The organism is Streptomyces sp. NPDC054770 (assembly GCF_053611985.1).
On the sequence record NZ_JBSHBL010000064.1, the window covers coordinates 1 to 18,926 of the forward strand.

Annotated in this window: 16 protein-coding genes and 1 tRNA gene; 6 read left to right on the forward strand and 11 right to left on the reverse strand. The window is 72.6% G+C overall.

The genetic code is table 11. From position 1 onward, the window contains the following. Positions 1-84: 84 nt before the first annotated feature. From ACWGKQ_RS38600 to ACWGKQ_RS38625, 6 genes are all read right to left on the reverse strand, one after another. A complete protein-coding gene (locus ACWGKQ_RS38600; protein ID WP_453296716.1) occupies positions 85-585 on the reverse strand; it encodes a hypothetical protein in 501 nt (166 codons plus the stop codon). Between the two features lie 42 nt (positions 586-627). After that, positions 628-1,245, reverse strand: coding sequence for an aminoacyl-tRNA hydrolase (gene pth, locus ACWGKQ_RS38605; protein ID WP_453296717.1), 618 nt, complete (start codon positions 1,243-1,245; stop codon positions 628-630). A 218-nt stretch (positions 1,246-1,463) separates the two neighbouring features. Then, complete coding sequence (locus ACWGKQ_RS38610; RefSeq protein WP_453296718.1) at positions 1,464-2,057, reverse strand: 50S ribosomal protein L25/general stress protein Ctc; 594 nt, start codon at positions 2,055-2,057, stop codon at positions 1,464-1,466. 207 nt (positions 2,058-2,264) lie between these two features. Further along, a complete protein-coding gene (locus ACWGKQ_RS38615) occupies positions 2,265-3,245 on the reverse strand; it encodes a ribose-phosphate diphosphokinase (protein WP_453296719.1) in 981 nt (326 codons plus the stop codon). A gap of 140 nt (positions 3,246-3,385) precedes the next feature. After that, positions 3,386-4,834 carry a bifunctional UDP-N-acetylglucosamine diphosphorylase/glucosamine-1-phosphate N-acetyltransferase GlmU gene (gene glmU / locus ACWGKQ_RS38620; RefSeq protein WP_453296720.1) on the reverse strand — a complete coding sequence of 483 codons (1,449 nt, stop codon included), beginning with the start codon at positions 4,832-4,834 and terminating at the stop codon, positions 3,386-3,388. Positions 4,835-4,952: 118 nt separating this feature from the next. Continuing rightward, a tRNA-Gln gene (locus ACWGKQ_RS38625) sits at positions 4,953-5,024 on the reverse strand. 333 nt (positions 5,025-5,357) lie between these two features. Between ACWGKQ_RS38625 and ACWGKQ_RS38630 the strand changes: the two genes are divergently transcribed. Further along, on the forward strand, positions 5,358-6,689 hold the full coding sequence (locus ACWGKQ_RS38630; protein ID WP_453296721.1) for a sensor histidine kinase: 1,332 nt from the start codon (positions 5,358-5,360) through the stop codon (positions 6,687-6,689). A gap of 91 nt (positions 6,690-6,780) precedes the next feature. On the opposite strand, the gene ACWGKQ_RS38635 is transcribed toward ACWGKQ_RS38630, so the two are convergent. Beyond that, entirely contained in the window at positions 6,781-7,278 is a 498-nt protein-coding gene (locus ACWGKQ_RS38635; RefSeq protein WP_453296722.1) for an SUKH-3 domain-containing protein, read from the reverse strand. An 80-nt stretch (positions 7,279-7,358) separates the two neighbouring features. After that, on the reverse strand, positions 7,359-7,898 hold the full coding sequence (locus ACWGKQ_RS38640; RefSeq protein ID WP_453296723.1) for a YwqJ-related putative deaminase: 540 nt from the start codon (positions 7,896-7,898) through the stop codon (positions 7,359-7,361). A gap of 298 nt (positions 7,899-8,196) precedes the next feature. Here ACWGKQ_RS38640 and ACWGKQ_RS38645 point away from each other — a divergent pair, with 298 nt between their 5' ends. From ACWGKQ_RS38645 to ACWGKQ_RS38665, 5 genes are all read left to right on the forward strand, one after another. After that, complete coding sequence (locus ACWGKQ_RS38645; RefSeq protein ID WP_453296724.1) at positions 8,197-9,189, forward strand: HNH endonuclease; 993 nt, start codon at positions 8,197-8,199, stop codon at positions 9,187-9,189. Between the two features lie 8 nt (positions 9,190-9,197). After that, positions 9,198-11,918, forward strand: coding sequence for an SUKH-4 family immunity protein (locus ACWGKQ_RS38650; protein ID WP_453296725.1), 2,721 nt, complete (start codon positions 9,198-9,200; stop codon positions 11,916-11,918). Positions 11,919-12,024: 106 nt separating this feature from the next. Further along, complete coding sequence (locus ACWGKQ_RS38655) at positions 12,025-12,951, forward strand: sigma-70 family RNA polymerase sigma factor (protein WP_453296726.1); 927 nt, start codon at positions 12,025-12,027, stop codon at positions 12,949-12,951. Between the two features lie 91 nt (positions 12,952-13,042). Beyond that, positions 13,043-13,600, forward strand: coding sequence for a dihydrofolate reductase family protein (locus tag ACWGKQ_RS38660; RefSeq protein ID WP_453296727.1), 558 nt, complete (start codon positions 13,043-13,045; stop codon positions 13,598-13,600). Positions 13,601-13,792: 192 nt separating this feature from the next. Continuing rightward, a complete protein-coding gene (locus ACWGKQ_RS38665; RefSeq protein ID WP_453296758.1) occupies positions 13,793-14,647 on the forward strand; it encodes a cellulose-binding protein in 855 nt (284 codons plus the stop codon). 91 nt (positions 14,648-14,738) lie between these two features. On the opposite strand, the gene ACWGKQ_RS38670 is transcribed toward ACWGKQ_RS38665, so the two are convergent. The 3 genes from ACWGKQ_RS38670 to ACWGKQ_RS38680 all read right to left on the reverse strand — a co-directional run bounded on the left by ACWGKQ_RS38670 (position 14,739) and on the right by ACWGKQ_RS38680 (position 18,491). Next, positions 14,739-16,319, reverse strand: a complete 1,581-nt coding sequence (locus ACWGKQ_RS38670; RefSeq protein ID WP_453296759.1) for a sodium/solute symporter — start codon at positions 16,317-16,319, stop codon at positions 14,739-14,741. 26 nt (positions 16,320-16,345) lie between these two features. Beyond that, complete coding sequence (locus ACWGKQ_RS38675) at positions 16,346-16,801, reverse strand: DUF485 domain-containing protein (protein WP_453296728.1); 456 nt, start codon at positions 16,799-16,801, stop codon at positions 16,346-16,348. A 190-nt stretch (positions 16,802-16,991) separates the two neighbouring features. After that, entirely contained in the window at positions 16,992-18,491 is a 1,500-nt protein-coding gene (locus tag ACWGKQ_RS38680) for an MFS transporter (RefSeq protein WP_453296729.1), read from the reverse strand. Between the last annotated feature and the right edge of the window lie 435 nt (positions 18,492-18,926).

Genomic DNA, 18,926 nt, shown 5'->3' on the forward strand with positions numbered 1-18,926 from the left:
CAACACCGGCTGACGGCTACTCCGAACGCGACGGTGCCCCCGGGGTGTACACCCCGGGGGCACCGGCCGTCTCACTCGCCCGTCTCACTGCAACGCGGCGAACGCCGCCGTGAGCAGTGCGATCCCGGAACCCGCCAGCAGCCACGCCACCCGCGTCAGCCGCAGCCCCCCGGCCACCACCACCGACGCCAGCAGCAGCGCACCGCCGAGCGGCACCCAGGCGTACAGGACCCCGGCGGGACCGGACCGGAACACGTCGTCGGTGCCGGGCTTCACGATCACGTCGTACGTCTTGCCCTTGCGCACCCCGACCGACTTGTCGAGGACGACGCTCGTGCGCTTCGCCGCGCCGGCCGAGACGGGCGCGAACGGCCCCGTGCAGGTGTCGTCACCGCACGCCGACACCGTGACGGTGCCCCGCTCCTTGCCCTTCGTCAGCATCACGTCCTGCGCGGTGCCCCAGGACCCCCACACCCCGGCGACCAGGATCAGCACGGCGACCGCGCCCATCGAGGCGACGCGCAGCGCGTTGACCGGGGCCGTACGGGAGGAGGCGGCGGAGGCAGCAGGCATGGCCGGGATCATTGGCCATGTCCCTACGGCGGGTCAACTGCCGTGGGGGACAAGTCAGGAGTTGTACGAGCTTTGCGCCCGCTCCAGCCCCTCGGTGACCAGCGCCTCCACCGCGTCGGCGGCCCGGTCCACGAAGTAGTCCAGTTCCTTGCGCTCGGTCGAGGAGAAGTCCTTCAGCACGAAGTCGGCGACCTGCATCCGACCCGGAGGACGCCCGATCCCGAACCGCACCCGGTGGTAGTCCGGCCCCATCGCCTTGGTCATCGACTTCAGCCCGTTGTGCCCGTTGTCGCCACCGCCGAGCTTGAGGCGGAGGACGCCGTAGTCGATGTCGAGTTCGTCGTGGATCGCGACGATGTTGGCGAGCGGCACCTTGTAGAAGTCGCGCAGCGCGTTGACGGGGCCGCCGGAAAGATTCATGAACGACATCGGCTTGGCCAGGATCACCCGCCGGCTGCCCGGCCCCGGCGCCCCGAGCCGCCCCTCCACGACCTGCGCCTGCGCCTTCCCGGCCCGCTTGAACTTGCCCCCGATCCGCCCGGCGAGCAACTCCGCGACCATGAACCCGACGTTGTGCCGGTTCATCGCGTACTCGGGCCCGGGATTACCGAGCCCGACGATCAGCCAGGGGGCGTTGGCGGCGGAGGCGCCTGCGGGGGTGGTCACGTCCATATCTCCTTGATACGCGCCAGCCGCCGCTCCCAGGGGAACGACGGCTGACCGTTGCTTTACCGCTTACCGCTTACCGCTTACCGCTTACCGCTTACCGCTTACCGCTTACCGCTTACCGCATGGCTACCGCTGTGGGTAGGCGTTCCGCAGGGCGGAACGGGTGGGCACAGCCACCAGCGCCGGGCGCCTAATCAGCAGACGGCACCTGAACCGACGGCTCAGGCCTCGGCGGCCTCTTCGGCCGCGGACTCGCCCTCAGGGGCCTCCTCCGCCTGCGCGGCCAGGACCTGGAGGACGACCGTGTCCCCCTCGACGGCCAGGGTCGAACCGGACGGCAGGGTGATGTCCTTGGCGAGGACGGAGGCACCGGCCTCCAGGCCCTCGATGGAGACGGTGACGGCCTCGGGGATGTGGGTGGCCTCGGCCTCGACCGGCAGCGCGTTGAGCACGTGCTCCAGCAGGTAGCCGCCCGCGGCCAGCTCGCCCTCGGTGTGCACCGGGATCTCGACCGTGACCTTCTCGCCACGCTTGACCAGCAGCAGGTCGACGTGCTCCAGGAAGCCCTTGATCGGGTCGCGCACGACGGACTTCGGGATCGCCAGCTCGTTGGACTTGCCGTCGATGTCCAGGGAGATCAGGACGTTCGGCGTACGCAGCGCCAGCAGCAGGTCGTGGCCCGGCAGGGTCAGGTGGATCGGGTCCGAACCGTGGCCGTACAGGACACCGGGGACCTTGGAGTCACGGCGGATACGGCGCGCGGCACCCTTGCCGAACTCGCTGCGCGTCTCGGCGGCGATCTTTACCTCGGACATGGTCATCACTCCTCGTAGAGGTAGAAACGGACGTGGTCACCCGGCCACGAACGGCCTGCTACGAAGAGCGCGTCGATAACGGAGCGCCGGCACCTGCACAGAACAGGCACGGCCTCCCTCGCCGAGCAACTTCAGCAGTCTACTCGGAGGGGGAGGCCGTACCCAAAAGGATCTTCAGTGAGGGCTAACGCGACCGGCGCAGAAACCTCACTGCTCGTCGAACAGGCTCGTCACCGAACCGTCCTCGAACACCTCGCGCACCGCACTCGCGATCGTCGGCGCGATCGACAGCACCGTGATCTTGTCCAGATCCCGGCTCAGCTCACCCGGCGTCGGCAGCGTGTTCGTCAGCACGAACTCGCTCACCCGGGAGTTCTTCAGCCGGTCCGCCGCCGGACCCGACAGCACACCGTGCGTGGCGGTGACGATGACGTCCTCGGCGCCGTGCGCGAACAGCGCGTCCGCCGCCGCACAGATGGTGCCACCCGTGTCGATCATGTCGTCGACCAGGACGCACACCCGGCCCTTGACCTCACCCACGACCTCGTGGACGGTCACCTGGTTCGCCACGTCCTTGTCGCGCCGCTTGTGCACGATCGCCAGCGGCGCCCCGAGCCGGTCGCACCAGCGGTCGGCCACCCGCACCCGGCCGGCGTCCGGGGAGACGATCGTCAGCTTGTCCCGGTCCACCTTCCGGCCCACGTAGTCCGCGAGCAGCGGCAGCGCGAACAGGTGGTCCACCGGACCGTCGAAGAAGCCCTGGATCTGGTCCGTGTGCAGGTCCACGGTCAGGATCCGGTCCGCACCCGCCGTCTTCATCAGGTCCGCGATCAGCCGCGCCGAGATCGGTTCACGGCCCCGGTGCTTCTTGTCCTGCCGCGCGTAACCGTAGAACGGCACAATCACGGTGACGGACCGCGCCGACGCACGCTTCAGGGCGTCGATCATGATCAACTGCTCCATGATCCACTGGTTGATCGGAGCCGTGTGGCTCTGGATCACGAAGCAGTCGGCCCCACGCGCCGACTCCTGGTAGCGGACGTAGATCTCGCCGTTCGCGAAGTCGAAGGCCTTCGTCGGGACTACCCCGACACCCAGCTGGTGGGCGACCTCCTCGGCAAGCTCGGGGTGGGCGCGGCCGGAGAAGAACATCATCTTCTTCTCGCCGGTCGTCTTGAACCCGGTCACAGCACTGTCTCCTCAGAGGTGTCTCAGCCGTACAACTGATGTCCAGCGCCCGCCGCGCCGGACGCGGAGGGCCGAATCAGCTGGTTAGGTGCGGGTGTGCACTTATCACGGTACGACGTCTTCGGCGCACCTGTTTCCGGTCAGTCCTCGCTCGCACCCTGCCGGGAAGCCGCCTCGGCGGCCTTCGCCGCCGGGCTCCCCGGACGCTTCCGGGCCACCCAGCCCTCGATATTCCGCTGCTGGCCACGGGCCACGGCCAGCGAACCGGGCGGTACGTCCTTCGTGATCACGGACCCGGCGGCGGTGTACGCGCCGTCCCCGATCGTGACAGGCGCCACAAACATGTTGTCCGAACCCGTCTTGCAGTGCGACCCGACGGTGGTGTGGTGCTTGTTCTCCCCGTCGTAGTTCACGAACACGCTTGCGGCACCGATGTTCGAGTACTCGCCGATCGTCGCGTCACCGACATACGAGAGATGCGGAATCTTCGTCCCCTCCCCGATCGACGCGTTCTTCGTCTCCACGTACGTACCGATCTTGCCCTTCGCCCCCAGCCGGGTCCCCGGCCGCAGATAGGCGTACGGTCCCACAGACGCGTCCGCGCCGATATGGGCGGAATCGGACACCGTGTTGTTCACCCGCGCCCCGGCGCCCACCCGGGTGTCCTTCAGCCGGCTGTTCGGCCCGACCTCGGCGCCCTGTGCCAGCCGCGTCGAACCGAGCAGCTGCGTCCCCGGGTGCACGACGGCGTCCTGCTCGAAGGTGACCGTCACGTCGATCCATGTCGTCGCCGGGTCCACGACGGTCACCCCGTCCAGCATCGCCCGCTCCAGCAGCCGGTCGTTGAGGATGCGGCGCGCCTCCGCCAGCTGCACCCGGTTGTTGATCCCGGCGATCTCCCGGTGGTCGCCGGCCACCGAGGCGCCCACCCGGTGCCCGGCCTCCCGCAGGATCCCGAGCACGTCGGTCAGGTACTCCTCGCCCTGGCTGTTGTCCGTCCGCACCTTCCCGAGCGCGTCCGCGAGCAGCTGCCCGTCGAAGGCGAACACCCCGGAGTTGATCTCCCGGATCGCCCGCTGGGCGGCGGAGGCGTCCTTGTGCTCCACGATGGCCGTCACGGCCCCCGAGGCGGCGTCGCGCACGATCCGGCCGTAACCGGTCGCGTCCGGGACCTCGGCGGTCAGCACGGTCACGGCGTTGCCGTCGGCGTGATGCGTCTCGGCGAGCAGCTTCAGCGTCGCCCCGGTCAGCAGCGGGGTGTCGCCGCAGACCACGACGACGGTTCCGTCGACCGCCCCGCCCAGCTCCTCCAGCGCCATCCGCACGGCGTGCCCGGTGCCGTTCTGCCGCTCCTGCACGGCGGTGCGGACGGCGGCGTCGACCTCGCCGAGATGCGCGGCGACCTGCTCGCGCGCGTGCCCGACGACGACGACCAGGTTCTCGGGGTCCAACTCGCGGGACGCGGCGAGCACATGACCCACCAGAGAACGGCCACAGATCTCGTGCAGGACCTTGGGTGTGGCCGACTTCATACGGGTGCCCTCACCCGCTGCGAGAACGACGACGGCTGCCGGGCGAATGGCGCTCACGGAGTTGCCCTTCGGCTTTTTGGACGGGTGGGGGTGACATCCGCAGGATACCGGGGCGTTTCGGGGGAGACATGGGAGCGGGCCCTGACGGAGCTGTCAGGGCCCGGACCGGGTAGGGCTCCCCCGCCAGGACTCGAACCCGGACAGATGGCACCAAAAGCCACAGTGCTGCCAATTACACCACGGGGGAATATTGTCGACCGAACCGGACATTTAGTCAGGTCGTCGAGTGGCGCCTCCTACTATGCCGTACCAGGCGCCTTCCGTGCGACGGTACAAGTCGGTGCCCCGCCGGACGCGGATCACCGTCCCGGGTTGCGCCGGCACGGTTTTCGGGTCCGCCAACTCCCCGGCGGATGCCGCGGTTTCCGGCCTCGTCGCCGGGGTGGAGTGTTCTGTTCGATGGTTCGAGGGATATCTGCGGTATCTGGGGGTTTCGGGGTTGTTCGGTTACGGAGTGTGGTGTAGGCGAGTAGACGAAACTCACCGGAAAAGCCCACCCTCGCGCCCGTAGGCTGGAGGCATGACCACGACGGGGGCAGACCACGCGACGGCCTTGACCGGGCCGTGGTGGTGGTCGCGGTGGCGTAGTGCGGTGCTGGACGTGGGGCTCGCACTGGTGTCGGCGCTGGAGTGCGCCGCGGAGGGGATTCCGTTCGCGCGGGACGCGGGGATCCCGGTGTCGGTGGGGATCGTGTTCGGTCTGCTGGCCGGTTCCGTGCTGGTGCTGCGCCGGAAATGGCCGATCGCCGTGGTGCTGGTCGCGATCGCGATCACCCCGGCCCAGATGGGCTTCCTGATGGGCATCGTCGGCCTGTACACCCTCGCCGCGGCCGAGCTGCCGCGCCGGATCATCGTGGCGCTGGCGGGGATGTCGCTGGTCGGGACGATGATCGTGACGTTCGTGCGGGTGAAGCAGGACATGGCCCGGGGGGATCTGACGCTGGGGGACTGGTTCGTGCCCTTCGCGGCGGTGACGACCTCGCTGGGGCTGACCGCTCCTCCGGTGCTGCTCGGGCTGTACGTGGGTGCCCGGCGCCGGTTGATGGAGAGCCTGCGGGAGCGGGCGGACAGCCTGGAACGGGAGCTTCAGCTGCTCGCCGAGCGCGCGGAGGAGCGCGCGGAGTGGGCGCGCGGCGAGGAGCGGACCCGGATCGCGCGGGAGATGCATGACGTGGTCGCGCACCGGGTGTCGTTGATGGTGGTGCATGCGGCGGCGTTGCAGGCGGTGGCCCGGAAGGATCCGGAGAAGGCGGTGAAGAACGCGGCGCTGGTGGGGGACATGGGGCGGCAGGCGCTGACGGAGCTGCGGGAGATGCTGGGGGTGCTGCGTTCGGGCGAGGCCGGGCAGCGCCGTACGGTCGTGGCGCCGGTGCCGGTGCCCGCTTCGGTTTCGGTGCCGTTGGCCGCCGTGGGGGTGGCGGCCGCGGCGGCGGCTTCGCGGGTGGCCGAGGAGGAGGGGCCCTGGCTGTCCGAGCTGGAGGTGCTGGTCGGGCAGTCCGCGGCGGCCGGGATGGTGGTCGACCTGTCGGTCGAGGGCACTGTGCGGTCGTATGCGGTGGAGATCGAGCAGACGGCGTTCCGGGTGGTGCAGGAGGCGTTGACGAACGTCCACAAGCATGCGGCGGGTGCGAAGACGCATGTGCGCCTGGCACACCGGGTGGCGGAGATCGCGATGCAGGTGGAGAACGAGCCCCCGCCGGAGCCGGCGTCGGCGGCCGCCGTGGGGCTGCCTTCGGGTGGGAACGGTCTGGTGGGAATGCGCGAGCGGGTGCTCGGGCTGGGCGGGGTCTTCGTGTCGGGGCCGACCGACGCCGGGGGTTTCCGGGTGTCGGCGGTGATTCCGTCGGCCTGAGCGGCTGGTGGGCGGCCTGCCGGGCGGTTGTCCGGCAGCTGTCGCGTGGTGGTGCCACGTGGCGGCGCCGCCTGGTGGTGCCACGTGGTGGTTATGCGTGGGTGGTGAGGCGCTGGGGTTCGACGCCTGCGATGAGGGCGGCCAGGGCGTGGTCGATGTCGGGGCCGACATACCAGTCGCCGGTGTGGTCGAGGGTGTAGACGCGGCCCTCGGCGTCGATGGCGAGCAGGGAGTGGGTGTCGGGCTCCGCGCCGAGGGGGCAGACCTCGGTGTCGAGGGCGCCGCCGAGGTCGCCGAGGGTGCGGGCGAGGTGCAGGCCGTGCAGGGGGTCGAGGTGCAGGGTGGCGGGGGCGATCTGGCGGCCGGTGCCGGTGGGGTTGATGTGCAGCCCGCCGAACTCGGCCCAGGCCTCCACGGCCGCGGGGAAGACGGTGTGCCGGTGTCCGGCGGGTGAGGCGTGGTCGCGCAGGGCGTCGGCCCAGACCTCGGCCTGCCTTATGTCCCAGCGCCCGGGCTGCCAGCCGGCGGCGCGCAGGGCCGCGTCGACGGGCACGGAGAAGCGCGTGGTTGAGGTGCGGTCGGCGTGCATTGCCCTTCGATCGTCCTGGTTCGTGTGCGGGTGCGGGTGCGGTGTTCTGTCTCGGTGCGGGGGCGGGTGGGGTGCGTGCGTCAGGCGTCGCCGGTGGTGGGGTCGACGACGCGGACGCCGAAGTGGGCGGTGAGGGCGGCGCAGGCCCGGCAGGGGGCGGCGAAGCTGCCGTGCAGGGGGTCGCCGTCCTCGCGTATGCGGCGGGCGGTGAGCTTGGCCTGCCTGAGGGATTTGCGGGCTTCGCCGTTGGTCATCGGTTTGCGGGCGGCGCGTTTGCTGCGGGCGTCGTCGGCGGCGCTGATGTGCCGTGAGATGAGGATGGCTTCGGCGCAGCGGCCGGTGAAGCGGTCGCGTTGTCCGCTGGGGAGGGTGTCGAGGAACTCCTGGACCAGCGGGTGCAGCGGGGGCGGCTGGTCGCCGCGGGCGGCGGTGCCGGTGAGGGTGGCGCCGCGGACGGAGAGGGCGGCGGCGACGGTGGGCAGGATGCCGTCGCGGCGGTGCTGGAGTGCGGGCACGGGAGGTGTTTCGGCGCTGCTCCAGCCGATGCGGGGGTCGCCGTGGGTGGCGCCGTGCATGGCGCCGGACATGGCGCTGTGCGGTCCCGTCTGTGTGGCGTTCATGATCGTCTTCCCCTCCCGGGCATCCCCCCGAAAGTCACAGACTGCCAAATCCCGTGGCCGGTGCGGTAGCTGGGGCGGTGCGACACGCCCGGGTTCGGGCAGGCTGTCACGGCGGGGTGACGGCTGGTCACGGAACCGGAGGGCCGGTGACCGGGGTTCGTGTACCGCATAGGCTGTCGGCACCGCGAGGGGCGTGGTCGACGCGTCTGCGACGTGGGAGAGACAGCCGGATACGGGCCGTGGCACGCCGCAGGGGTGTGGTATCGGTCCGTACAGAGTGCCGCAGGGGGCAACCGTCATGACGACAGGTCGGCTCGGGCAGCAAGCCGCGCCGCCGAACGCGGCCTATGCCGGGCAGGTCGTGCATTTCCCGGATCCGGTCCGGGCGGCACGTCACCCGAGAGGGGTACGGATCGACGAGCGCGGCTACCCCGATTTCTCGCCGTACGCGCGCGCGGCGGTGGAGATCGCCGATCCGCCGGAGGGTTTCGGCGTCGACGAGTTGCGGCTGACGGACTTCGTGTCCGCGAACGCGGTGCAGTCGGCTTCGGGCCATGAACTGTGGGACACGGTGCCCGCGGTGGCGACGCCGCACGGCTGGACGTGGCATCACGTGGTGGGGTCGCGGCGGCTGGAGCTGGTCCCGGTCGAGGTGAAGGCGCTGCTGCGGCACCACGGCGGGGTGGCGACGGCGCGGGTGGACCACGGCAAGCGCGGGACGCGGCCGTTGCAGGAGACGCGTCCGGCGCACTTCGGGCTGCCGAAGTCGGGTGTGGCGGTGTCGGAGTCGCAGGTGCAGGGGGTCGAGGAGGACCTCGGGTACCGGCTGCCGGGCGCGTACCGCTCGTTCCTGAAGGCCGCGGGCGGCTGCGCGCCGGTCGGCACGGCGCTGGACGCCGGCCTCGGACTGCTGCTGGACCAGCCGTTCTTCACGGTCCGCGACGAGGCGGCGGTGAACGACCTCGTGTACGTCAACAAGTGCCTGCGCGACCACCTGACCAAGGACTACCTGGGTGTCACCTTCGTGCAGGGCGGTCTGGTGGCGGTGAAGGTGAAGGGCGACCGGCTGGGGTCGGTGTGGTTCTGCGCGTACGACGACGCGCGTGACGTGGATCCGGCGTGGTCGCCGGCCGAGCGCGTGGAGCGTCTGCTGCTGCCGTGCGGCGACGACTTCGACGTGTTCCTGTCGCGGCTGGCGGGGTCCCCGCCGGAGTTGCAGACGGTGGCGAACCTGATGGTCGACGGTGGTTTCGCGCGTGCCGCTTCGGTCGGCTCGGGTTCGGGGGAGTGAGGTCCGGCATGGTGACGTTCGCGCAGGCGCAGGAGCGCGCCGAGGAGTGGATCAACGGCGACGTGCCCGCGTACCAGCACCGTGAGGTGCGGGTGCGGGAGTTCGGCCTCGGGTTCGTGGTGTGGGGCGAGGACCGCGCGGAGGGCCCGCGGTCGGACGCGGGCGGGCAGCGGCTGGTGATCGCCCGGGACAGCGGCGAGGCCACGCTGTGGCCGGCGCTGCCGGTGGGCGAGGTGATCCGCCGGTACGAGGAGGAGTACGGCCGTGAGGCGGAGATCGCCGACGCGGTGCCGGCGCCCGCGGCCCGGGTGGACCTGAACCAGACGTCGTTCCTGCTGAGCCCACCGGAGTGGCTCCAGGAGGCGGCGGACAAGCTGGGTATTCCGGATCGGCGCACGGGGAGCCACGGGGCGCCGGCCGGTGCCGGTGCCGGTGCCGCTGCGGGTTCCGGTTCCGGTTCCGGTTCGGGCTCCGGTTCCGGTGGGCTTGCCGAGACGCAGGCGGGGGTGCCGGCGGGTGGCGGTGGCGCTTCCTGGCCGGCGGCCGGAGCGGGTGTCGGGGTCGGCGGAGTCGGCGGGGCGCAGGGTGCGCCGGGTGCGCACAACGTGCCCGCCGGTGCGACTCCTTGGGCCGGCACCGACACCAACGCCGATGCCGGTGAGGACCGTTCCGTCCCGCTGCCCGCGACGGTGTTCGCACCGCCGCTGAGCGATGCCGACGACGGTGCCCTCGGGGACGCCGAGACGGCACTGATGTCGGGCGGAAGCCAGCTGCCCCGCACGGCGGTGTCCCCGGCGCTCGACGACGCGAGTGCGCCGGGCGTGCCGGGCGTGCCGGGCGTGCCGGGTGGCCCGCCTCCGTCGCCTCCGCAGGACGCCCCGTCGTACGGCTACCCGCAGGCACCGGCGGCTCCCGGTGCGCCCGCCCGTCCGCAGGCGCCCACGGCCCCGCCCGCGGCCTCCTACGGCTACCCGCAGCCGCCGGCCGCTCCGGGCTACGGCTATCCGCAGGCACCGGCCGGTGCTCCGGGTGCGCCGCAGCCCCCGGCGAATCCGGCGGGTCCGGCCGCCCCGGCCGCTCCGGAACGGCATCTCGCGCCGAACGCCAGTGACATAGCGGACGCCGCGACGAGCAAGGCCGCGCCCCCGCCGCGCCGGGCACGTGGCGGGGCCGGTGCGCCGCCTCCGCCGCCGGGCGTCCCGGGAGCGCCGGGCGTCCACCCCGGGGGCGCGCCTCAGCCGCCCGCGCCCGGTGCGTCGGCGGGCGGGTACGCGCCCACGCAGCTGGTGTCGGGGCTGGGTCCCAAGGGACCCGGTCCGGTGGGCGCCCCCGGTGCCCCCGGCTCTCCCGGCGCGCCGGGTACTCCCGGTGGCACGCCGCCGGGCGACATCGATCGCGCGGCCACGATGCTGGCCACCCCGGGCATGCCGGGCGCGCCGGGCGCCCCGTTCGCGCCTGGCGCACCGAACGTTCCGGGCGCCCCCGGCACGCCTCCCGCGCCGGGTGGCGCGCAGGATGTTGCCGCCGGTGCGGGCCGAGCGGCGGTCCACCACGCGGAGACGGTGCTGTCCGCACCTCCGGTGGGTCCTCCCGGCGCCCCCGGCATGCCGCCGGGCGCCGCGCAGATGCCGCCCCCGATGCCGGCCGGTGCGATGCCGCCGCCTCCCGGTCAGCCTGTGCCCGGTCAGCCCGTGCCCGGTCAGCCGGTGCCGGGGCAGCAGCCGCCGGCGTACGGCTACCCGCCGCAGCAGGGGCAGCCGACGGTCGGGCCGGGATACCAGGCGGTGCTGCGCTACCGGGCGCAGGACGGCTCGGAGCAGCAGCTGATCCGGCGTTCGGCGCCGGGCACCCCGCACCCGGAGTGGCAGATCTTCCACGAGCTGCGGGCGATGAACGTGCCGCCGGACCAGGTGCTGGAGCTGCACACGGAGCTGGAGTCGTGCGAGCTGCCGGGTGCCTACTGCGCGCGGATGATCCGGGAGCAGTGGCCGCAGGCGCGGCTGGCGAGCATCGCGCCGTACGGGACGGACCACGCGAGCCGGCAGCAGGGGATGCGGCAGTTGCTGGCGCATCAGGGCGAGTTGCACCAGGTGGCCGCCGGTCCCGCGCGGCCCGCGCCGGTGCGGGCGCCGTTGCCGCAGGTGCAGGCGGCGCCGCCGATCCCGCCGGAGGCGATCGCGCAGGAACTGGCCGCGGCGTTCGGTCCCGGCGTGTTCCGCTTCGAGCAGGCGGCGGTGTCGCGCCAGGGCGTGCCGCCGGTCGTGGCGCACACGCTGGTGGCGGCGGGGCTGCCGCTGGACATGGGCCCCTTCTTCTGGGCGCAGGCGCAGCCGGGCAGGCCGGTGCCGACGCTGGCGGAGCTGGCGCAGGAGCGCGGGTTGCGGCCGGCGCCGGACGCGGCGTCGTACCTCGTCATGGGGACCGACTTCGGCAAGGCGGTCTGTGTGCAGTACGGCACCGCGAACATCGTGGCCGTGCCCGTGGAGGCGGGGCCGGGCGGGGCGTCCGTGCCGCCGCAGTTCGTGAACACGGGGCTGCCGGAGTTCGCCCGCTGTCTGGCCCTGCTGGGCCGGATGTGGCGGCTCAGGTTCGGCCTGAACCAGGAGCAGGCGGGCCGCTGGACCGTCGACTTCCAGGCCCAGCTGGCCTCCCTGGACCCGGCGGCGCTCGGCTCGCCGGAGAGCTGGTGGTCGGTCCTGCTGGAGCAGATGTGGGACGGGCTGCTGTAGCGGCGCGGGGATAGGACGGCCGTACGGGGGCCGGTCGGGTCGGGAGACCGGACCGGCCCCCACGCGCGCGTGCCCGACTGTCGTACCCCGCGGGCATGATGGGCGGATGGACTTCGAGCCGTACCGGGGCGAGTTGGTGGCGTACTGCTATCGGATGCTGGGCTCGTTCCACGAGGCCGAGGATCTGGTGCAGGAGACCATGCTGCGGGCCTGGAAGGCGCGGGAGCGCTACGACCCCGCGCGGGCGTCCGTGCGGACCTGGCTGTACCGGATCGCGACGAACGCGTGCCTGACGGCGCTTCAGGGGCGGGCGCGGCGGCCGTTGCCGTCCGGGCTCGGGGCACCCGCCGTCGATCCGGAGGCGCCGCTCACGCCCTCGCTCGACGTGCCGTGGCTGGAGCCGTTCCCGGACGCGCGCTACGACGCGGAGGCCCGCGCGGATCTGCGGCTCGCGCTGGTGGCGGCATGGCAGGTGCTGCCCGCGCGGCAGCGCGCCGTGCTGGTGCTGCGCGAGGTGCTGGAGTTCAGCGCCGCCGAGGTCGCCGACCAGTTGGAGACCTCGGTGCCCGCCGTGAACAGCGCGCTCCAGCGGGCGCGCACCGCGCTCGCGCGTGTGGGCACCGTCGACGAGGTGACCGAGCCGGACGACCCCGGGGTGCGGGAGACGGTGGGGAGGTACCTGCGGGCCTTCGAGGCGGCCGATGTGCCCGCGCTGGTACGCCTGCTCACCGACGACGCGATCCTGGAGATGCCGCCGGTTCCGCTGTGGTACCGGGGCCGTGGCGACTACGGCCTGTTCATGGACCGGGTGTTCCGGATGCGCGGCACCGGCTGGCGGGTGCGCGCCGGGACCGCGGGCGGGCAGCCCACGGTCGTCGCGTACGCCCCGGAGCCCGGCGGCGGGCACCTGCTGCACAGCGTGCAGGTCCTCACGGTCACCGGCGGCCGGGTCGCGCGCAACGTGGTGTTCACGGACCCGCGCGTGCTGACGGCGCTCGCACCGGCCGAGGCGCCCGCGCCGCACGGCTGCTGAAAGGGCCGGGAGGGAAGTTCCGCCGACGGCGATGAGTCCGCCCGGTGCCGCCGGTATGTACCGGTGACCATCGAGCGAAGGGACAACCGTCATGAGCGTTGTCGTCATCCAGTTCACCACCCTGGACGGGATCGTGTCCGACCCGGACGGCTCCGAGGGCACGCCGTACGGCGGCTGGCTCTTCCGGTTCGGCCGGGAGGAGATCACCGGGGACAGGTTCCGTCTGGGCCGCACCCTGGACGAGGGGGTCGTCCTGCTGGGGCGGTCCACCTGGGAGGCCTTCGCGCGCCTGTGGCCGGGCCGCGACGACCCCTTCTCCGCGCGCCTGAACGCCGCACCGAAGCTGGTCGCCTCCCGCACCCTGTCCGACGTGTCCGCGTGGGCGAACTCCCGCCTCCTCGACGGCGATCTCCTGGACGCCGTCAAGACCGAGCGGCGGGACGTGGTCGTCATGGGCAGCATCCGGGTCGTGCACACGCTGGCGGCGGCCGGTCTGGTCGACGAGTACCGGCTGGTCACCTTCCCGACCGTCCTCGGCGCCGGCCTGCCGCTCTTCCCGGCCGGCGGTCCGCCCGCCGAACTCGAGTGCCTGTCCGCGGAACGAGCGGGCGCGACCGTGCTGACCCGCTACCGCAGGGCGCGCGGCTGAGCGTTCGCGCCCCCCCGGCGCGCCGGCCGTCCCCTCGTGCGGCGTGCGGTGTTTAGAGCACGGCATGCGGAGTGTCGCGTTATGAACACTTACGTCCGATCCATCAAGATGTCCGCGAAATCATCATTTTCGTGCGGGTCCGGCGGAGAGGGGTTCCAGGTGAGCAGCGCATCGATGTCGCCGTACGAGTTCATGACCGTCCGGGGGCGTGGCTACCGCCCCGATCAGGTCGACACGTTCATGGTGGCGCTGTGCGACGACCGGGACGCGGCATGGGAGCGTGCCGCGCGGCTCACCGTGCTCGCCAAGGAGATGGAGGCGGAGGCCGGGCAACTGCGCGCCGAGGTCGAGCAGCTCCCCCCGCAGACCTACGAGGCGCTGGGGGACCGCGCGCACCGGGTGTTCCGGCTCGTGGCGGAGGAGGCGAAGGCTCTGCGCGAGGGGGCCCGGCGGGCGCTGACCGAGGGGGTCGCGGAGGCCGCGGCGCTCGCCGACAGCGAGTGCTGTGCGGTGCAGGAGCAGGCCGACGCGCTCCGTGCGGACACCGAGGAACGCGCCCGCCAGTACCTTCTCGCCGCGCACGCCGAGGCGGACGACATCCGCATCGGCACCCGGCTGGAGGTGAAGGAGCAGCGCGGCGAGGCCCTCGCGGCCTTGCGCGAGATGCGGCAGCGCACCACCGGGATGCTCGCCGAGCAGGCCAAGGAGCACGCCGAACGCTGGGCCGAGGAGGAGCGCGAGGAGGCCGCGCGCGCCGCCGCGGTCGACGCGCACAACGCCGAACGCATCGCCCGCGCCGAGGCCGCCCTGCTGGAGGCGGAGCAGGCCCTGGTCGAGGCCGAGGCGTCGGCGCGCCGTTCCGAGGAGGAGGCACAGGTGCGTGCCGCCGAGGTCCTCGCGGAGGCCCGGGCCCGCGAGGAGCACATCGCACGGGAGACCGAGCGGGTGCTGCGCGAGCACGGCGAGACCTGGGACGACGTACAGGCGCACATGGACCACATGCGGGACAGCCTCATGACCCTGACGGGGCGCGCGGCGGCGGAATAGCGCCCCGCGCCCCGCGCCCCGCGCCCCGCGTCCCGCGCCCCGCGCCCCGCGTCCCGCGCCCCGCGTCCCGCGCCCCGCGTCCCGCGCCCCGTCAGTTCCCTCGCCGTGCCGCCCCCGCCAGGATCCGTCCCTCCACCGCCTCGTACTGCCGGCGCTGTTCCGCGGCCCTGCGCCGGCCGGAGGTCACCGTCCCCAGCCAGCCCAGGAAGAAGCCGGCCGGGATGGAGACGAGGCCGGTGGTGGTGAAGGGGAACCAGTTGAAGTCGGCGTGCGGGAAGGCGGCGCCCGGCGAGCCCGAGACCAGGTTGGTGCCCGGCATCAGGAGCAGCACGGTGAGGGTGCCGCCGAGGAGGGTGCACAGCAGGCCGGTGCTGGTGTAGCGGCGCCAGAAGAGGCCGTAGACCAGGGCGGGGGCGAGGGCGGAGGCGCCCACGCAGAAGGAGAGCGTGATCAGGGGCTGCAGGCTGTGGTGCTGCACCAGGACCGCCAGCAGGATCGTGGGGACTCCTATGGCGAGCGCGGAGACGCGGGCCAGGGCCATCTCGCGGCGGACCGGCATGTCCTGGACGCGGGTCGCGAAGACGTCGTGGGCGAGGGAGTTGGCGCAGGCGAGGATCATGCCGGCGACGGAGGCGAGCAGGGTCAGGAAGATCGCCGCGGTGACGGTGGTGAAGAGCAGGGTCTCCGCGGCCGAGACGTCGGTGCCGAAGGCCGCGCGAGAGCCCAGCAGGTAGGCGGTGTTGCCCTGCGGGTCGGCGGCGGTGATGGCGGTACGGCCGACCAGGGCGGTGGCGCCGAAGCCGACGATGCTGACGACCAGTACGAACAGGGCCACGCACGACACCGCCCAGGACATCGACCGGCGGACCTGGCGGGCGCTGGAGGCGGTGTACATGCGCATGGTGATGTGCGGCAGGCAGGCGCCGCCGAGGACGACGGTCAGCTCCGAACTGATCATGTCCAGGCGGGGCGCGGGACCGCCGGTGAACTGGAGGCCCGAGCGCAGGAAGGCGTTGCCGGCGCCGCTGCCCCTGGCCGCCGCGGTGAGCAGGGCGCCCGGGTCCCAGCCGAAGCGGTTGAGGACCAGCAGCGCGACCACGGTGCCGGAGCCGAGCAGCATCACGATCTTCAGGATCTGGATGAGGGCGGTGCCCTTCATGCCGCCGATGGCCGCGTAGCTGATCATCAGGGCGCCGAGGCCGACGACGCAGCCGGTCTGCACGGTCTCGTTGGAGAAGCCGAGGACGAAGGCCATCAGCTGGCCGGCACCGGCCAGCTGGACCAGCATCAGCGGCAGCAGGGCGGCGATGGTCACCGCGCAGGCCGCGATCCGTACGCTCCGGCCGGGCATCCGGCGGGCCAGCGCGTCGCCCATGGTGAACCGGCCCGCGTTGTGCAGCGGTTCGGCCAGCAGGAACATCAGCAGCATCAGCGACAGGGCCGTGCTGAGGGCGAGGACGACGCCGTCGTAGCCGCACAGGGCGATCACCCCGGCGGCGGCGAGGACGCCGGCCCCGGAGATGTAGTCGCCGGCGATGGCCAGGCCGTTGCGCAGGGGGGAGAGGGAGCCGTAGCCGGTGTAGAACTCATCGAGGTCGTCGCGGTCCGGGCCGGCCAGCACGCACAGCAGCAGGGTGAGTGTGGCGACGACGGTGAAGGCGACCAGGGACATCGACTGGGCGGAGCCGCCGAAACCGGTCACCGTACGGCCCCTCGCCTGGCGTCCAGTTCCGCGGTCCGGCGGATGCGGTCGGCGAGCGGGTCCACATGGCGGCGCGCGGTGTGCTCGTAGAGCGCGATCGCCAGCCAGGTGACCGGGAGTTGCAGGAGCGCGAGGAGCAGGCCCGCGGGCACGCCGTCGGCGACCGTGCTCGTCATCACGGACGGGGCGAACGCCGACAGCACCAGGAAGAGCGTGAAGTATCCGAGCGCGGTGAGGGCCGCGGTGCGCCGCTGGAGGCGGTAGGCGCCGCGCAGCACCCGCAGGTCGCTGTGGTGCCCGACCGGCTCCCGGTGCGGCACGTGCCGGGGTCTCGGCGGCTCCGGCGGCAGCGGCTGCCAGGGGTAGGTGAGGTGCGGCGGCTCCGGTGGCTCCGGCGGGGTGGGGAGGGAAGGGGTGGAAGGAACGGGAGGGGTGGCAGGGTCGTGGGACATCCCGGTGCTCCTTGCGTGGCTCGGGTCCGTGGCGGCGGACCGCAGGGAGAGGGGGGAGCGGGGGACGCACGTTACTCGCAGGTATCCAGGGCGTGCGGCCTTTTCCGGTAACTGTCCGGCCGGTATGCGCTTACTTCACCTGAACGTGTCTGACCTGGGGTGTTATCCGCGTTAACCGGTGGGGCGGGAGTCAGTCCCTGAGGACCGGGAAGCGTCGCGGGGCGACCGACAGGAGCACCAGGAACGCCAGTGCCGCCGCGCACGCCGCCCCGAAGTAGACCGCGTGGACCGCGTCCGCGATGGCGTGGCGGGTGGCCTCGGCGGCCGTGCCGTCGTCCAGCGCGCGCGTGACGGAGTCGAGGTCGCCCGCGCCGCCCAGCCGCGCGGCCAGCACCCCGTTGGCGACCGCGCCGAACACCGACGCCCCGATCGTCTGGCCGGTCTGCCGGCAGAACAGCACCGACGCGGTCGTGGTGCCCCGCTCCTCCCAGCCCACCGTCGACTGCACGCCCACGATCAGCGGCAGCTGGAACAGGCCCAGTGCGCCGCCCAGCAGGAGCATCAGCAGCGTCGGCTGCCAGGCCGACCCCGGGTAGGGCAGGAAGGGGAACGCGAACAGGATCAGCGCGGCCGTGCCGATGCCGAGCAGCGCGGTGTCGCGGAAGCCGATCCGCCGGTACACGTGCTGGCTGAGGGCCGCCGAGACCGGCCAGCTCAGCGTCCACACCGACAGCACGAACCCGGCGGCCACCGGCGCGAGCCCGAGCACCGACTGCGCATACGTGGGGAGGAACACCGACGGCGCCACCATCAGCAGGCCCAGCGCGCCGAGCGCGAGGTTGACGGCCGCGATCGTACGGCGCCGCCACACCCACCCCGGGATGATCGGCTCGGCCGCCCGGCGCTCGATCCACACCACGAGGCCCGCCAGCGCGAGCCCGGTGGCGAACAGCGCGCAGGACGGCGCGGACCACCACGCCCACGCCACCCCGCCCTGCACGAGCGCCGTCAGCAGCACACCTCCGCACGCGAAGACCGCCAGCGCACCCGCCCAGTCCACCCGCGGGGGCGTGCGCGGCGCGCGCTTCGGCTCGTGGAGGTGACGCACTATCAGCCAGAGCGCGGCCGCGCCGATCGGCAGGTTGATGAGGAAGATCCACCGCCAGTCCGCGTACGCGGCCAGTACCCCGCCGAGCCCCGGCCCGGCGACCGCCGACACTGCCCACACCGTGGACAGCTTCGACTGGATCTTCGGGCGCTCCTCCAGCGGGTACAGGTCCGCCGCGAGGGTCTGCACGGTGCCCTGCAGCGCCCCGCCGCCGAGGCCCTGCACGATCCGGAACGCGATCAGCGCGCCCATGTTCCAGGCGACCGCGCACAGCAGCGACCCCAGCAGGAACACCGCGGCGCCCGCGACCAGCACCGGCTTGCGGCCGAAGGTGTCGGAGAGCTTGCCGTACACCGGCAGCGTCACGGTCACGGCCAGCAGGTAGCCGGAGAAGAGCCAGGAGAAGACCGAGAAACCGCCGAGGTCGCCGACGATCTGGGGTACGGCGGTGGAGACGACGGTGGAGTCGAGCGCCGCCAGCGCCATGGCGAGCATCAGGGCGGCCACCACGGCCCCCCGCCGGCCGGTCCCGGCCTCGCGCCCCGCCGCGCGTATCGCGGGCTTCGTGTTCTCCTTCTCCACGCCGGTCCCCTCCCGTTGTGTTCCTCATGTATCTATCTCGCGTACGACAGCTTCCCATCCGCCCCGGGCCGACGGGAGTGGGCGTCCACCTGGTGGGAGCGTGCGCCCACTTGACCCTCACGCGACGGGAGGGAGGACGCTGTCGGGGTCGCCGGGTGGAGGCCGACCCCGAGAAGGACTCCACCCGTCGGTGGACATCCCCTAGGGGGTTCTCCGTACTACGGCTCGGGGAGGGTTCGTTCCGCCGGAGGACGAGACGGCACCGGCTCCGTCCTTAACCTGGCTTTACGCCGTCGGGGGGCGGTTGACCGAACCGGCGGGGGTGGGGTTTTCCCCCCGGAAAGACGGGGCTTCGCACCAGCGCGGAGCACCCTGCCGGACCACGAGACTCATCGTCGTACCAACTTCTTCGCCACAGAGCGCCGCACCGCGCTG

Excerpts from the sequence above, each read along its gene's own strand:
- ACWGKQ_RS38630 (WP_453296721.1), top strand. The coding sequence starts at position 5,358 with ATGACCACGACGGGGGCAGACCACGCGACGGCCTTGACCGGGCCGTGG.
- ACWGKQ_RS38600 (WP_453296716.1), bottom strand. The coding sequence starts at position 585 with ATGATCCCGGCCATGCCTGCTGCCTCCGCCGCCTCCTCCCGTACGGCC.
- ACWGKQ_RS38675 (WP_453296728.1), bottom strand. The coding sequence starts at position 16,801 with ATGTCCCACGACCCTGCCACCCCTCCCGTTCCTTCCACCCCTTCCCTC.
- ACWGKQ_RS38645 (WP_453296724.1), top strand. The coding sequence starts at position 8,197 with ATGACGACAGGTCGGCTCGGGCAGCAAGCCGCGCCGCCGAACGCGGCC.
- ACWGKQ_RS38665 (WP_453296758.1), top strand. The coding sequence starts at position 13,793 with ATGACCGTCCGGGGGCGTGGCTACCGCCCCGATCAGGTCGACACGTTC.
- ACWGKQ_RS38610 (WP_453296718.1), bottom strand. The coding sequence starts at position 2,057 with ATGTCCGAGGTAAAGATCGCCGCCGAGACGCGCAGCGAGTTCGGCAAG.
- ACWGKQ_RS38670 (WP_453296759.1), bottom strand. The coding sequence starts at position 16,319 with ATGTCCCTGGTCGCCTTCACCGTCGTCGCCACACTCACCCTGCTGCTG.
- pth (WP_453296717.1), bottom strand. The coding sequence starts at position 1,245 with ATGGACGTGACCACCCCCGCAGGCGCCTCCGCCGCCAACGCCCCCTGG.
- ACWGKQ_RS38640 (WP_453296723.1), bottom strand. The coding sequence starts at position 7,898 with ATGAACGCCACACAGACGGGACCGCACAGCGCCATGTCCGGCGCCATG.
- ACWGKQ_RS38635 (WP_453296722.1), bottom strand. The coding sequence starts at position 7,278 with ATGCACGCCGACCGCACCTCAACCACGCGCTTCTCCGTGCCCGTCGAC.
- ACWGKQ_RS38660 (WP_453296727.1), top strand. The coding sequence starts at position 13,043 with ATGAGCGTTGTCGTCATCCAGTTCACCACCCTGGACGGGATCGTGTCC.
- ACWGKQ_RS38655 (WP_453296726.1), top strand. The coding sequence starts at position 12,025 with ATGGACTTCGAGCCGTACCGGGGCGAGTTGGTGGCGTACTGCTATCGG.
- ACWGKQ_RS38650 (WP_453296725.1), top strand. The coding sequence starts at position 9,198 with ATGGTGACGTTCGCGCAGGCGCAGGAGCGCGCCGAGGAGTGGATCAAC.